Consider the following 12,917-nt stretch of genomic DNA (forward strand, 5'->3'; position numbering starts at 1 on the left):
CGCCGCGCAGCGACTCGGACCGTTCATCCCTCAAGTCGTTAGGGCGACTTGAGGGACGCCCTGATCAGGGGGTGGCGTCCTCGACGTAGCGCGGGCGTGCCACCGCCAGGCCGGCCGCCGTCTGGACCACCGCCGCCGCGATCAGCAGCGCGATCGGTACCGTCCAGCCGGCGGTCGCCTCGTAGAGGGCGCCGACGAGCAGCGGCCCCAGCGCGGCGATCAGGTAACCCGTGCTCTGTGTGAAGGCGGACAGTGCCACGGTGCCCTCGGCAGTGCGGGCACGCAGCCCGATCGCGACCAGCGCCAACGGGAACGCGCCCTGCCCGATCGCCAGCAGCACCACCCAGAACAGCGCGCCGCCGTGCGGTGCCACGGCCAGCCCCACGTACGACGCGATCATCGCGGCGGAGAGGGTCAGCACGAGCGGGCGCAGGCTGGGCAGCCTGGTCGCCAGCGTCGGCATGGCCAGCGCCACCGGTACCCCGACCGCGGTGACCCCGGCGAGCAGCAGTCCAGCCGTCTGTGGCGAGTACCCGGAGTCCCGGAAGAGCTGCGCCAGCCAGCCCATCGTGGCGTACCCGCTCAGCGACTGCGTGCCGAAGTAGAGCGCCATGGCCCAGCCGACCCGCGTGCGCCCCGGCTGTATCCGGCTGGCCGGCGCGGGCAGGGCGGCGGCCCGGCCGGGCCTGGAGCGGCGCACGATCGGCAGCCACGGCAGCACGGCGACCGCCGCGAGCACGGTCCACGCGCCGAGCCCGGCCCGCCACGAGCCGAAGGCGTCCGCGATCGGCACCGCCGACGCGGCGGCCACGGTGGCGCCGGCGGTCAGCGCGACCGTGTACGCACCGGTGACAAGCCCCGCACGGTCCGGGAAGTGCTGCTTGACCAGCAAAGGGAGCAGGACGTTCGCGACCGCGATGCCAGCGAGCGCGAGCGCGCTGGTGACCACGAAGACGACCGTGGAGCCGGTGACCACCCGGATCGCCTCGCCCGCGGCCAGCGCCACCATGGCGACGAAGAGCACCCGGCTCGGCGCGAACCGGCGTACCAGCACCGGGGTGAGCGCACCGAACGCCGCGAACGCGATCGTCGGCATCGTCGTGACAGCGCTCGCCATCGCGCCGGAGAGCTGCAGCCCGGTGCGTACCTCGTCGAGGAGTGCGCCGAGGCTGGTGATGGCGGTGCGCAGGTTGACGGCGACGAGCAGGATGCCGGCCAGGACCAGCGCGGTGCCTTGAGTGCGGGTGGCGGCGGGGGCAGTCATGATTGTTCGAGTCTAGAATCATGGGATGATTTATGGTCGGGTGATGTAACCAATGCCACGGGGTGGACAGACACTGCCACCGGGTGGACGGACACAGCCACGAGGTGGGCCGACGCTCGTGCGCCAGGTCATCGACCAGCTCCGCGAGCAGGTCAGCACCGGTGCGTGGCCGGTGGGCGGCCGCATCCCGACCGAGCCGCAGCTCGTCGAGGCGCTCGGCGTGGGGCGCAACACAGTCCGGGAGGCGGTGCGGGCGCTGGTGCACGCCGGGGTGCTGGAGTGCCGGCAGGGCTCGGGCACGTACGTCGTCTCCGCCGACGAGCTGTCCGGTGCGGTGTCCCGCCGGCTCGCCAGCGCGCAGGTGGCCGAGGCTGTCGAGGTGCGCCGGGCGTTCGAGGTCGAGGCGGCACGGCTGGCGGCGCAGCGGCGTACACGGGAAGACATGGCGGCGCTCGACGGCGCGCTCGCCGACCGCGAGGCCGCGTGGCGATCAGGCCGGGTCGCCGATTTTGTCGAGGCCGACGCCGTGCTGCACGCGGCGATCGTGGCCGCCGCGCACAACGCGATGCTGGCGGAGCTGTACGCGTCGTTCGGCGCCGCGACGAGGGCGACGATCGCCGAGGGCGTGGGCGCCACGCTGCACCAGGACAGATACGTGGACCACGGGCGGCTGGTCGCGGCCATCCGAGCGGGTGATCCCGAGCGGGCGGCAGCCGAAGCCGGGGCGTTCCTAGAGGTCTAGCCCGATTAGGCATAGGTTGCTGGGCATGCTTAAGGGCTTCAAAGACTTCATCATGCGCGGCAACGTCGTCGACCTGGCGGTCGGCATCGTCATCGGCGCTGCGTTCACCGCGGTCGTCGGCGCCTTCACCAAGGCATTCCTGGAGCCGCTGATCCGCCTCGTTTCAGGCGGAAAAGGCGTCAAAGCGGGCGGATTCACGATCCGCGGGATCTACTTCGACGTACCGCTCTTCATCAACGGCCTCATCACCTTCTTCCTCACCGCCGCCACGCTGTACTTCCTCGTCGTGCTCCCCATGAACAAGCTCGCCGAACGGCGCCGACGCGGCGAGGAGCCCCCGCCCGCCGCACCCAGCGAAGAGGTCCAGCTGCTGACCGAGATCCGCGACGCGCTCGTGGCGCGCCGCAGCGTTCCCGAGCAGGTGGACCCGCGCAGATAGTCGAACATCTGTTCTATACAGTGCTGCCATGGAGCAGCGAAAGCACTGGTGGAACGGCAAATGGGGGCGGCTCGCGCGCCGGGATGTGTACCTGCGCGCGGACGCCGACCAGTGGTTCGTCGAGCAACGTGCGGGCGGAGCCGAGGGCGTGTCCCGCTTCTACGAGTTCGACAGCGAAGACGAGGCGTACGAGGCCGTCCGGTTGATGCTGGACGGCCCGGACGACTGGCGGCAACTAGATGGCAGCGCTACCTAGGTACCTGTGCCATCTAGATAGCTGTGCTACCTTCTCCCGTGTGGATCAGGAACGGCGGGGCCAGTGGCTGCGCGGCGTCCTCGACGTCTGCGTGATGGCCCTGCTGGGCCGGCGGGAGTCCTACGGATACGAGCTGGCGCAGGCGCTCGACGAGGCCGGATTCGGCCAGATTCAGGGCGGCACGCTGTATCCCGTGCTGTTGCGCCTCCAGCGCACCGGCCTGATCGCGGCCGAGTGGCGCGAGGGTGGCTCGGGCCCCGCACGCAAGTACTACCGGCTCACGGAGGACGGCAAGCAGGCCGTTGCGCGGCTTTCCGCCGACTGGTCCGTGTTCGCTGGCCACGTCGACGCGGTAATCCGGAGGTGACCATGGACAACGACAGATGGTTGTGGACGCTCGGGCAGGAGATGGCCCGGCACCAGCTAGCACCGGACGCGGTCCGGCACGTCGTCGCGGAGGCGGCGGCACACCTGCGCGACAGCGGGCAGCCGGCGCTGCGAGCGTTCGGCACGCCGGAGGGGTACGCGGCAGCGGTCGCGGAGAGCCTGGCGGCGCGGTACGGCCGGCCGGCCCGTCCAGCGCCCGGCCGGGTACGCCTGTCGGCCCGCGGCATCACCAAGCGGTACCGCCGGCGCACGATCCTGCGCTCGGTCGACCTGACGGTACGGGCCGGCGAGGTGGCCGCCGTGGTCGGCGCGAACGGCGCTGGCAAGAGCACCTTCCTGCGCATCTGCGCCGGGCTGCTCGCACCGGACTCCGGTGAGGTGACGCTCGACGGCCGCCTCGGATACTGCCCGCAGGACGCCGGCACGTATGACTTCCTCCTCCCCGACGAACAGTTCGTGCTGATCGGGGCCGGTCGCGGGCTCGACCGCGAGCGCTCCAAGCAGATCGGCCGGGCCGGCGCGGCCTCGCTCCAGTGGCGGCCAGCGGCCGGAGTCCAGACGCGTCACCTGTCCGGGGGCACCCGGCAGAAGCTCAACCTCGTCATGGCGTCCATGGGCGAGCCCGACGTACTGCTGCTCGACGAGCCGTACCAGGGCTTCGACCGCGGCACGTACCTCGACTTCTGGCAGCACGTCTGGCGCTGGCGCGACGAGGGCCGGGCGGTCGTCGTGGTGACCCACCTACTGAGCCAGCTCGACCAGGTCGACCAGGTACTCGACCTGACACCCGCGTCTGAAGGAGCGGCCGCATGAAGATCCTGACCGTGGCCGAGATGGCGATCCGCGAGATGGTGCGCCGCCGCGCGGTACTCGCTCTGCTGCTCGCCCTACCGCTGGCCTTCTACCTGGTGCGCCGCGGCGACCAGGTCGGCCAGTCGATCCGGTTCCTGCTGATCGGCCTCGCGTGGGCGGTCAGCACGGCGGCGCTGTTCGCCAGCGGCACCAGCCGGCCGATCGAGCCGCGCCTGCGGCTGTCCGGGTACGCCAGCCACCACCTCTATCTCGGCCGGCTCGCCGCGATGTGGCTGCTCGGCCTCGTGGTCGCGGCGCCGTTCTTCGCGCTCGTCGCGATCGACCACGGCGACCAGGTGCGGCTCGGCGCGGTGGCGCTGGCGATGCTGTTCGCCGTGACGGTGGCCGCGCCGTTCGGGCTGCTCATCGGGGCGATCGTGCCGCGCGAGCTGGAGGGCACGCTGCTTCTGCTGGTGGTGGTCGGTGTGCAGATGATGATCGACCCAGCCGACGCGCTGACGAAGGTGACGCCGTTCTGGTCCAGCCGCGAGATCGGCACCTACGCCGTCGACCACACCGGCGACGAGTACCTCGTCAGGGGCCTCGTGCACGGCCTCATCTTCACCATCCTCGCGACGGCTGTGGTAGCACTACTGTCGACTCTGCGTCTGCGCGTGCGGATGCGGGCGGCAACGTCAGCGTAAACGTGGTGCCGACACCCACCTGGCTGGTGGCGACGATCGTGCCGTGGTGGTCGGTCACGATCTGGCGGACGATCGCCAGACCCAGCCCGCTGCCGCCGGTACGCCGGCCGCGCGCCTGGTCGCCCCGCCAGAACCGGTCGAACACGTTCGGCAGCGCCTCGGGGGGAATGCCGGTGCCGGTGTCGGCCACGCGCACCACCACTGAGCCGCCCATATGGCCGGCGGTCAGGGTCACGCTTCCACCCGCCGCCGTGGCCCGGATGGCGTTGGAGATGAGGTTGCCGAAAACCTGCCGCATCCGGTCCGGGTCGACGTTGACCAGCACCGCTTCGTGCACCGCCACCGCCAGCCGTACCCCGGCGGTCTCCGCCACCGCCAGATGCGCGGTCCGAGCCGTCTCCAGCAGCTCGGCGAGGTCGATGACGACCCGGTGGTACGCCAGCGTGCCCGCTTCGGCGAGCGCCAGGTCCTGCAGGTCGTTGACGATCCGCTGTTGGAGCACCGCCTCTTCGTGCAGCGACGCGAAGAGCTCGGTATCGGGCGCGATCACGCCGTCCTTGAGCGCCTCCAGGTAGCCGCGCAGGTTGGCAAGCGGCGTTCGCAGCTCGTGCGCCACGTCGGCCACCAGCCGGCGCTGGCGCTCCTCGGCCCGCTGGAGCGAGTCGGCCATCCGGTTGAACGAGCGGCCGAGTTCGGCCACCTCGTCGCCACCGGATACCGAGACCCGGCTCGCCAGGTCACCGCGGCCGAGCCGGCCCGCGGCATCGGTGAGGCGGGCGATCGGCCGCAGTACCCGCCGGCTCAGCAGCGCGGTGCCGGCGATCGCGAGAATCGCCACACCGACCGCGGCGAGGAGCATCGGTCCGGCCGAGAGCGGGCGCGACGGTTCGCCGCCGACGCCTAGCGTGACCCGCAGCGGCACCGCCGACACGTCGCCGACCTGCTCGTTGAAGACCCGCGCCAGGCACGTGGTGAGCGTCTCCTCCCCCGGCGTCACGATTGGCTCGGGACGCACCGCGTTCGCCTGCGGCCGGCCGGACGCCGAGTCCAGGCAGGCGTTGACCCGCTGCTGATCCTGGGCCGTATCGCGCTGGGACTCGCTGGCGAAGTCGATGCACTGCGGAAGCATCTCGGTCGTCCGATAGGAGGGGACGCCGTACGAGTCGACGGTCATGTCGATCGGCGCGCTGTTACGGGTCTGGCAGGCCGCGAGCCGCACCCCGTAGCGGTAGTTGCTGATCAACTTGAGCGTCACGAGCATCGCGTTCTTCGGGTCCTCGCCATCCCGAAACGTCAGCACGGGACGCGGGTCGACGAGGGTCACGGTGGTGCCGAGTTCACGGGCCGTACGCCCACTGAGCTGGTCGGTGTCCGCCACCACCTCGCCGTACTCGGTCGCGAGATTCAGGCGCTGGCCGGTTCGCTGGCCGAGGTCCGACACCAGCGACGGCACCGCTTCCCAGGTGCCGTGGGTCCGCGCGTAGTTGAGCAGTTCCTCGTGGACCAGGTCGGTGACCTCCTGGTCAGCGGTGGCCGACTCGGTGATCTGCTCGGACGCCTGGCGCAGGGTCAGCCATGCCGTCGCCCCGATCGCGGTGATCGCGACCAGCATGACGAGCCCCAGTACGCGCAGGCGAAAGCTCAAGACTCCGCCAGCCTGTATCCCCGGCCGTAGACCGTCTGCACGTAACGCGGCTCCGCGGCGTCGGCCTCGATCTTGCGCCGCAGGTTCATGACGTGCGCGTCCACGGTGCGCTCCAGCACATAATGGTCGAACCCGAACGCCCGGTCGATGATCTGAGCCCGGGTGAACACCCGCCCCGGCTCGGCCGCCAGCACCTCCAGGATCCCGAACTCCTTCGCCGTCAGGACGATCGGCCGCCCCTCCACGCGTACCTCGAACCGACCGGCATCGATCTCCAGCTCGCCGACGCGCAGAATTTTTTGGTTACCGGCGGTGACGGTGCCCGCACGGCGCAGCAGCGCGCGCACCCGCGCGGTCAGCTCACGGGGGCTGTAGGGCTTGGTGATGTAGTCGTCGGCGCCCACGTCGAGGCCGAGCAGCAGGTCGTCTTCCGTCGAACGGGCGGTCAGCAGCAGGATCGGCACCTTCGACTCCGACCGCAGGATCCGGCACACGTCCATGCCGTCGACGACCGGCATCATGACATCGAGCACCACCAGGTCCGGGCGGCGCGATCGGGCCTGCTCAAGCGCCGTCCGACCGTCGCCGACCAGTAACACGCTGTGGCCGTCACGCTCCAGGTACACCCGGACCAGGTTCGCCTGCTTGGGGTCGTCTTCTGCGACCAGGATGCGCGCGCTCATAGGACTCCTATAGTGCCCGGCACCATGATGAAGATCCTATGAAGAAATTGTTCGCTACCGATCGGGTCGGCCGACTGACAGCAAAATCATAGGTTCTTCATTGCCCCATACATACCGTCCGGGCATGAAACGGGAGCAGACCCGTGCGTAGCTCACTGGCGGCCGCAGCCGCCGTCGCGGGCGGGCTCCTCTTCGGAGCCGCCGGCTTCGCGATCCGAGACAGCGATGGTACGCAGGCAGCCTTGCCGCCCCCACCGTCAGTCACGCCTTCCGAATCTCCGACGCCGCCCCCGATTCCGCAGAGCGGCGAGGGCACGTTCCGGAAAGCCGGCGGCAGCGCGCCTCGCGTCGGCACCGGCAAGGTCCTGCGCTACCGGGTAGAGGTCGAACGGGGGATCGACGAAGACCCGGCGGAGTTCGCCGAGTGGGTCGACAAGATCCTGGCCGACCCCGGAGGCTGGACGGGACGCGGCCGATGGGCGTTCCAGCGCCCGCGCGCCGGATCGGTCGACTTCGTGGTGCGACTCGCCACCCCCGACACCGTCGACGAGGTGTGCGGCTCCTACGGCCTGGACACGGGCGGCGAAGTCTCCTGCCGAGGCGGCCCCAACGTGATGATCAACCTGAAACGGTGGGAACTGGCCATCCCCTCCTACAACGGCGACACCTACACGTACCGTCACTTGGTGGTAAACCACGAGGTAGGTCACTTCCTAGGTCACGGCCACGTGAACTGTCCCGGGGAAGGAAAACCCGCCCCCGTCATGCAGACCCAGATCTACGGCATGCACGGCTGCGTCCCCAACGGCTGGCCCTACCCCGACCTCCACTAACCCCCCGCCGCGCCCCCGCGCACTGCGCCCCGTACTCGCGCTGCGCCCCGCGCGGCGCGCCGGCGCTGCGTTACGGCGTGTCGCCACGCCCCTCGCGTCGATCAAGGGCGAATGCACGCGGTTGGATCTCTCTTCCGCGTGTATTCGCCCTTGATCCATGGAGATCTCCTTGATCGACGCCGCCGAGAGGGCGGCTCAGCGTCGCGTCGAGGTCCATCGCCGTCGGTCGGGCACCGCTGGCGCCCGACCGACGACCAGTTTGTCCCCTTCGCACCGCTGCCGCCTGGACAGAGTGCCGCAATGCTCAACTCAACGGCGTTGTCTCCTTGATCACGAAGACCACAGAGGCCGCTCGAGGGCGCATCTTCCCGGGATCGTGCCGGTACACATGGAGTTACCCGTCGTGTCGCCACGCCTGGCGACGTTGCGGCTTACGGCAGCCGTGAGACGGCGACTAGCCGGGGTCGCCGTGGGCCTCTATGCTCCGAAAACGTGTCAGGCGACGGCGGGGGGCCGGGCGCGGGCCCGAGAGGGCTGGGCGCTCGGTTAGTTGCGATACCGCTCCGGTGGCTGGGAGTCAGCACCGGTGCTGCTGCGTTGGCGGCTTCTGGGCTCTTCGGTGGCTTGGAAGTCGCCGAAAAGCCGGAGGTGCCACCGGCGGTAGTCAACGAGGTCAACCGCGGCGAGCCGTGGAACGTGACCGTGGTGCGCGCCCGCCTGCTCAGCGAGCTGGGCGATCTCCGGCTGGAGAAAGAAGGCGACCGCTGGTTCGCCATCGTGGCCGACATCGAGGTGACGGCTCCCGAGAGCCGCAACGACGTCAGCGACATCTTCAGCGTTTCCGGCGTGGAAGGGCTGCTCGGCGACAAGCCCCAGCACATCCTCAAGCCCCAGCACATCGTCGCGGTCCGTGACGCCAGCCGGGTCCAGTACCTCAACCCGAACATGCCGGAAAGAATCGGCTTTGTCTGGGAGCAGTCGGGCAATGCCCCGATACCGACAAACGTGACTATCACGATCTACAAGAAGACGTACCGGGCTTCCTCGCTCACCGACCACATGGAATGGCTCGACCATGAGCCGCGAGCCCAGCTCGAAGTACCCGTCGAAGACAAGCGGTCACCATGACGGAGACGCCGCAGCCGCCACCCGTCCCAGAAGAGGTACGCAGCCACCGGGCACCGCCCGGTCCCGTGCAGCGCGCCGGCACCAAGGCGAGCGTGGGAACCTTGCTCATCGCCGCGCTGGCGATCGGGGGACTCATCGCGAGTTGGCGCCCGCTCGGTGGCGGCGGCACTGACGACCGCGAGCGGCCGTTCATCCGCGCGGGACAGGCAGGCGAGACCGTGTCGGCCCGCGTCTTCGACGCGAAGGTGGTCGACGTCCGCGGTGCGGGCAAGGTCAGGCTCAGAGGCGCGGCGCTCGACACGGGCGGCGTCTGGATCCTGGTCCGGACCCGGATCACGGCCACCGACGAGGAGACCTCGGTCGGGTACGCCGCGCTGCGGGACGCCCGCGACCGAGTCTTCCTCGCGTCCACTCGGGTCGAGCAGGAGATGATCGGCGGCCGCTCCTTTCAGCCCAGCATCCCGGTCGAGGGTGTGTTCGTGTTCGAGGTACCGCGTGACGCGGCCACCAACCTCACGCTCGTACTCGCCAGGCAGTCGATAGACCAGCGAATGGACGCCGTGGCCGAAATCGAGCTGTCCACTTACGACAGTCCGACGATCGACAAGTGGGCCGCCACGGCAGAGCCCGTCACCATCGACGAGCCCCAGGTCGTCCCGTGAGCCAGCCACCGTCGCCATGGGCGCCACCGCCGGACGCCACCGCCGTGCCGCCTGGCCCGGATGGCACCGCGCCGCCGTCCAAGCCTGCGCCGCAGCCCGACGAGGCCGACACCGCCGTCTTCCAGCGGCTGGATCCGGACACCGCCGCTCTGCCCCGGGTAGCTCCGCCCACCGCACCCGCCTCCGCCGCCCCGCACGCGCCGGCGCTCCGGCCCACGCCTGTCCCGCCGGTCGCGGCGCCCCCACACGCGTCGCTGCATGCCGTCACCGCGCCGCACCCGGTCACACCACCGCCCCACCCCGCCGCCCCGTCGTCACCCCCACAGCCCCCACGGCTGCCGTCCACCGCGCCGCAGTCACCACCGTCCGCACCGCCGCCGCCACCGTCCGCCGCACCGCAGCCTCTGGGCATGGCGCAGCAGGCGTCGCCGCCACCCGGCGTGCCGCACGTGATGCCGCTGGCGTGGCCAGGCGCGCATCCGCGCTCAACCCCGCCAGCCACCACGCCCGCCGGGGCGCCTGGTCCCGGCGCGCCCTCCGTGTGGGCGCCGCCCGCCGCGCCGGCGCCGGGCGTGCCAGCTCCACCACCCGCAACGCCGCCCCAAGCCTCGCCGCCACCCGGATGGCCTCAGCCGCCGAGCACGCCGCCGCGCGCCGCGCCACACGCCGGCCCGCCGCCAAACGCCGCGCCACCGCTCGCGGCGCCGGGGCCCGCGACGTCCACGCCGGCCGCGACACCTCCGTTCGGCTCGCCATCCACCCCACCCATGCCGCCGGCAGCTTTCCAAACCACACCGCCACCCGCCGCACCCGCGCCGGCCGCGCCACAAGGCACGGCGCCGCAGGCCGCACCCGCGCCGGCCCTGGCACAGCAACCCGCGCCCATGCCGGCCGCAGCACAGCAGACTGCGCCATCCGCCGCGTCCACGCCGGCCTCGGCACCGCAAGGCGCAGCGCCATCTGGGTGGCCTCCGCCGCCCAGCACGCCGCAGGCCATGTCGCCGGACGGCACGCAGGCAATACTGATGCCGCCACCGGGAGCGACACCGCCAGCGCGGGCGCCGTCAGACGCCTCGCCGCAGACAGGCTGGACGCCGCCAGCCGGATCGCCACAGACCGGATGGGCCTCACCAGCCGGCTCACCGGCGGTCATCCCGCCGCAGGCAGGATGGCCCCCGCCGGCCGGCTCGCAACCAGATGCCTCGCCGCAGGCGGGGTGGGCGCAGACGGCTGGCTCGCCGCAGGCGGGGTGGCCCCCACCGGCCGGCTCGCCGCAGGCGGGGTTGGGAGCGACGGCCGGCTCGGCGCAGGGTGGGTGGGGGCCGGCGGCTGGTGTTGCTGGGGCGTCGGGCGCACCGGCGGTGCCGGGACAGGCGCCTCTGCCTGGGCAAGCGCCGACCGGGCAGGCGCCGGCAGGGCAGGTGCCGCTGGGAGGGGCGGCAGGACAAGCGGCGGGGTCGGTGCCGGCGGTGCGCGGGTGGTGGCGGCGGAATCTTTGGGGGCTGCTTGCGCTGGTACCGGTGTTTGCCCTCGCCGTCGGCCCGTCCGCCAAGGAGGGGATCGATCGCTTCAACCGCTTTGAAACGTACCGGCCGATCACTGTTGGCGCGGACGGGTGGGCGGATTTTGCCGGTGTGCGGATCAAGCTGGTGGAGGTGACGCCTACCACCGACGCTAAGACCTTTGGCGGCGATCCGTTCGTGCTGACCGGCGGGCTCACGCTGTGGCGGGTCACGATCACGATTGAGGCGCCAAGCACCAACGCGCTCGCCGGTTGCGCCGTCAAGCTCGAAGACAAGGAAGGCCGGATTTACGGTAGCGACCCCAGCGAGGTCGACGCCGCCCGCCTGCCGTACCCAGGGTGCATGCCGGAAGACGACAAGGCGCCGCCGCCGTTCCAGGTGCTCAACTACTTTGTCATGCCCGAGTCCGCGAGCCCGGCGGCGGTGCGGATCACGCGGTCGACCGAGACGCCGCGCTACATCCGGTTTCCAGTCGGAGGCTGAGCCTCCTCAACAGCCTCCTCGACAACGTCAGAGGAGGATGGCGGGGGCTGCAGGCGCAGTACCCGGTCGACCGCCGCACCGAGCAGGCAGGCGAGCAGCACGACGCCGACCGCGTCGTTGAGCAGCGACAGCGGCCCGGACAGCGGCCACCAGACGCTGTTCAGCTCGCGGGGTCCGATGAGGAACCGTTCCAGTTCCCACATCCACTGCTGCGCGGTCTGCGCGATCAGGAAGGACAGGCAGAACAGGAGCATCGGCGCCAGACCGGCACGGAACATCATCCGCAGGCTCTGCGCGAGGGGCGCGAACCGGTCGCGTACGTCGGTGGTGAGGTTGGTGCCGACGACGCGTACCGGCTTGGGGAGCCTCTGCCACCACGAGTTGGCGCGTTGGAGCAGCTCGGAGGCGGGCGGACCGGGTTCGACCAGCTTGTGGCCGTACACGACCGCGCCCACGGCCAGCCACGCCAGCGGTACGACGAGGACGGCGTCGGCGGACGAGATGGCGTTCACGAGCCACTCGCCGGCGCTGCGGACCACGTTGGTCAGCGGGCCGAGCGACGACACGAAGGTTTCCCAGGCGTCCAGCAGCCACTCGACGACCTTGCGGCCGCGTACCCAGTCGGTGACCGGGGTGCGCACGGAGTTGAGCGCCACGACCGTGATGAGGATCCAGATGACCTCGATGTAGGCACCGAAGATGGCCACTACGGGCCAGCGGCGGCCGCCCTGCCACCAGTTGAGCAGCCAGCGCAGTACGATCGCGAACCCGACGACGACGGCGAGCGTCACCGTGATGTCGAAGGGCAGGCGGTCGTTCACGCTCTCGCGGACCGCGCCGGGGTTCGTGAAGATGTCCGCGTTGTTGAAGGTGGCGTCTTCGAGGACCTCGTAGAAGTAGTTCGAGACGTCCGCCTTCAGGTAGCCCCAGGAGGCGTACACGGCGAGGAACGGGACCATCGCGCTGGCCAGGTAGTCGAGCAGCGTCTTTGGCCGGCGCTGCCCGTCAGCGGGCTCTTGCGCGGGTGACCGGGTCACGGCGGCCAGCCACGGCAGCGACGGCAGCACCGTCCGCAACATCAGCACCAGGGCCGCGAGGGTGGCGACCGGCCCGACGATCATGATCAGCATGCCGAGTACGGCGTTCAGCTTGCTGGCCTGTACGGCGGCGATGAAGGCGAACTCGCGCACGGCCGCGCCGGCGAAGTAGAGCGCGAACAGCACGGGCCAGTGCTTCCACAACAACCGTGCCGAGGTCACGAGCACGGCGCCGGTATCGGCCAGCGCGCCGCTCAGCGTCTTACGCCGGCGCGCACGCGGTTGCCGCGGTGGCGCCGTCACTCCCCCCGTGGCGGTCACGCGGCACAGGCTAACCCA

General features: G+C 70.9%; 15 protein-coding genes. 10 read left to right on the top strand and 5 right to left on the bottom strand.

Going from position 1 to position 12,917, the window contains the following annotated elements; genetic code table 11:
• Window positions 1-64: 64 nt before the first annotated feature.
• The gene (locus QMG73_RS01365) at window positions 65-1,264 is read right to left on the bottom strand and encodes a CynX/NimT family MFS transporter (RefSeq protein WP_281891856.1); all 1,200 of its coding nucleotides are present in this window, start codon (window positions 1,262-1,264) and stop codon (window positions 65-67) included.
• A gap of 73 nt (window positions 1,265-1,337) precedes the next feature.
• Here QMG73_RS01365 and QMG73_RS01370 point away from each other — a divergent pair, with 73 nt between their 5' ends.
• Genes QMG73_RS01370 through QMG73_RS01395 form a run of 6 tightly spaced genes read left to right on the top strand, consistent with a single transcriptional unit; the run spans window position 1,338 to window position 4,584 of the window.
• Entirely contained in the window at window positions 1,338-2,006 is a 669-nt protein-coding gene (locus QMG73_RS01370) for a FadR/GntR family transcriptional regulator (RefSeq protein WP_407676733.1), read from the top strand.
• Window positions 2,007-2,031: 25 nt separating this feature from the next.
• Window positions 2,032-2,445, top strand: coding sequence for a large conductance mechanosensitive channel protein MscL (gene mscL / locus QMG73_RS01375; protein WP_281891858.1), 414 nt, complete (start codon window positions 2,032-2,034; stop codon window positions 2,443-2,445).
• Between the two features lie 28 nt (window positions 2,446-2,473).
• On the top strand, window positions 2,474-2,701 hold the full coding sequence (locus QMG73_RS01380) for a hypothetical protein (protein WP_265247057.1): 228 nt from the start codon (window positions 2,474-2,476) through the stop codon (window positions 2,699-2,701).
• Window positions 2,702-2,741: 40 nt separating this feature from the next.
• On the top strand, window positions 2,742-3,068 hold the full coding sequence (locus QMG73_RS01385; protein ID WP_281891860.1) for a PadR family transcriptional regulator: 327 nt from the start codon (window positions 2,742-2,744) through the stop codon (window positions 3,066-3,068).
• A gap of 2 nt (window positions 3,069-3,070) precedes the next feature.
• Complete coding sequence (locus QMG73_RS01390; protein ID WP_281891861.1) at window positions 3,071-3,901, top strand: ATP-binding cassette domain-containing protein; 831 nt, start codon at window positions 3,071-3,073, stop codon at window positions 3,899-3,901.
• Window positions 3,898-4,584, top strand: a complete 687-nt coding sequence (locus tag QMG73_RS01395; RefSeq protein WP_281891862.1) for a hypothetical protein — start codon at window positions 3,898-3,900, stop codon at window positions 4,582-4,584. The genes QMG73_RS01390 and QMG73_RS01395 overlap by 4 nt, the downstream gene beginning before the upstream one ends.
• Here the strand turns inward: QMG73_RS01395 and QMG73_RS01400 are convergent.
• Complete coding sequence (locus QMG73_RS01400; protein ID WP_281891863.1) at window positions 4,502-6,229, bottom strand: sensor histidine kinase; 1,728 nt, start codon at window positions 6,227-6,229, stop codon at window positions 4,502-4,504. The genes QMG73_RS01395 and QMG73_RS01400 overlap by 83 nt on opposite strands.
• The gene (locus QMG73_RS01405) at window positions 6,226-6,912 is read right to left on the bottom strand and encodes a response regulator transcription factor (RefSeq protein ID WP_281891864.1); all 687 of its coding nucleotides are present in this window, start codon (window positions 6,910-6,912) and stop codon (window positions 6,226-6,228) included. Before QMG73_RS01405 ends, QMG73_RS01400 begins: the two co-directional genes overlap by 4 nt.
• A 143-nt stretch (window positions 6,913-7,055) precedes the next feature.
• Between QMG73_RS01405 and QMG73_RS01410 the strand changes: the two genes are divergently transcribed.
• The 3 genes from QMG73_RS01410 to QMG73_RS01420 all read left to right on the top strand — a co-directional run bounded on the left by QMG73_RS01410 (window position 7,056) and on the right by QMG73_RS01420 (window position 9,535).
• Window positions 7,056-7,745, top strand: a complete 690-nt coding sequence (locus tag QMG73_RS01410) for a DUF3152 domain-containing protein (RefSeq protein WP_281891866.1) — start codon at window positions 7,056-7,058, stop codon at window positions 7,743-7,745.
• A 624-nt stretch (window positions 7,746-8,369) separates the two neighbouring features.
• Window positions 8,370-8,873, top strand: a complete 504-nt coding sequence (locus tag QMG73_RS01415) for a hypothetical protein (protein WP_281891868.1) — start codon at window positions 8,370-8,372, stop codon at window positions 8,871-8,873.
• The gene (locus tag QMG73_RS01420) at window positions 8,870-9,535 is read left to right on the top strand and encodes a hypothetical protein (protein WP_281891870.1); all 666 of its coding nucleotides are present in this window, start codon (window positions 8,870-8,872) and stop codon (window positions 9,533-9,535) included. Before QMG73_RS01415 ends, QMG73_RS01420 begins: the two co-directional genes overlap by 4 nt.
• Before the next feature lie 628 nt (window positions 9,536-10,163).
• Here the strand turns inward: QMG73_RS01420 and QMG73_RS01425 are convergent.
• A complete protein-coding gene (locus tag QMG73_RS01425) occupies window positions 10,164-10,304 on the bottom strand; it encodes a hypothetical protein (RefSeq protein ID WP_281891872.1) in 141 nt (46 codons plus the stop codon).
• 751 nt (window positions 10,305-11,055) lie between these two features.
• Between QMG73_RS01425 and QMG73_RS01430 the strand changes: the two genes are divergently transcribed.
• Window positions 11,056-11,541, top strand: coding sequence for a hypothetical protein (locus tag QMG73_RS01430; protein ID WP_281891874.1), 486 nt, complete (start codon window positions 11,056-11,058; stop codon window positions 11,539-11,541).
• On the opposite strand, the gene QMG73_RS01435 is transcribed toward QMG73_RS01430, so the two are convergent.
• Entirely contained in the window at window positions 11,514-12,899 is a 1,386-nt protein-coding gene (locus tag QMG73_RS01435) for a hypothetical protein (RefSeq protein ID WP_281891875.1), read from the bottom strand. The genes QMG73_RS01430 and QMG73_RS01435 overlap by 28 nt on opposite strands.
• Between the last annotated feature and the right edge of the window lie 18 nt (window positions 12,900-12,917).

It is taken from the genome of Phytohabitans aurantiacus, from assembly GCF_027923225.1.
Lineage (GTDB): Bacteria > Actinomycetota > Actinomycetes > Mycobacteriales > Micromonosporaceae > Phytohabitans > Phytohabitans aurantiacus.

Excerpts from the sequence above, each read along its gene's own strand:
- QMG73_RS01365 (WP_281891856.1), bottom strand. The coding sequence starts at position 1,264 with ATGACTGCCCCCGCCGCCACCCGCACTCAAGGCACCGCGCTGGTCCTG.
- mscL (WP_281891858.1), top strand. The coding sequence starts at position 2,032 with ATGCTTAAGGGCTTCAAAGACTTCATCATGCGCGGCAACGTCGTCGAC.
- QMG73_RS01380 (WP_265247057.1), top strand. The coding sequence starts at position 2,474 with ATGGAGCAGCGAAAGCACTGGTGGAACGGCAAATGGGGGCGGCTCGCG.
- QMG73_RS01390 (WP_281891861.1), top strand. The coding sequence starts at position 3,071 with ATGGACAACGACAGATGGTTGTGGACGCTCGGGCAGGAGATGGCCCGG.
- QMG73_RS01395 (WP_281891862.1), top strand. The coding sequence starts at position 3,898 with ATGAAGATCCTGACCGTGGCCGAGATGGCGATCCGCGAGATGGTGCGC.
- QMG73_RS01405 (WP_281891864.1), bottom strand. The coding sequence starts at position 6,912 with ATGAGCGCGCGCATCCTGGTCGCAGAAGACGACCCCAAGCAGGCGAAC.
- QMG73_RS01420 (WP_281891870.1), top strand. The coding sequence starts at position 8,870 with ATGACGGAGACGCCGCAGCCGCCACCCGTCCCAGAAGAGGTACGCAGC.
- QMG73_RS01425 (WP_281891872.1), bottom strand. The coding sequence starts at position 10,304 with ATGGGTGGGGTGGATGGCGAGCCGAACGGAGGTGTCGCGGCCGGCGTG.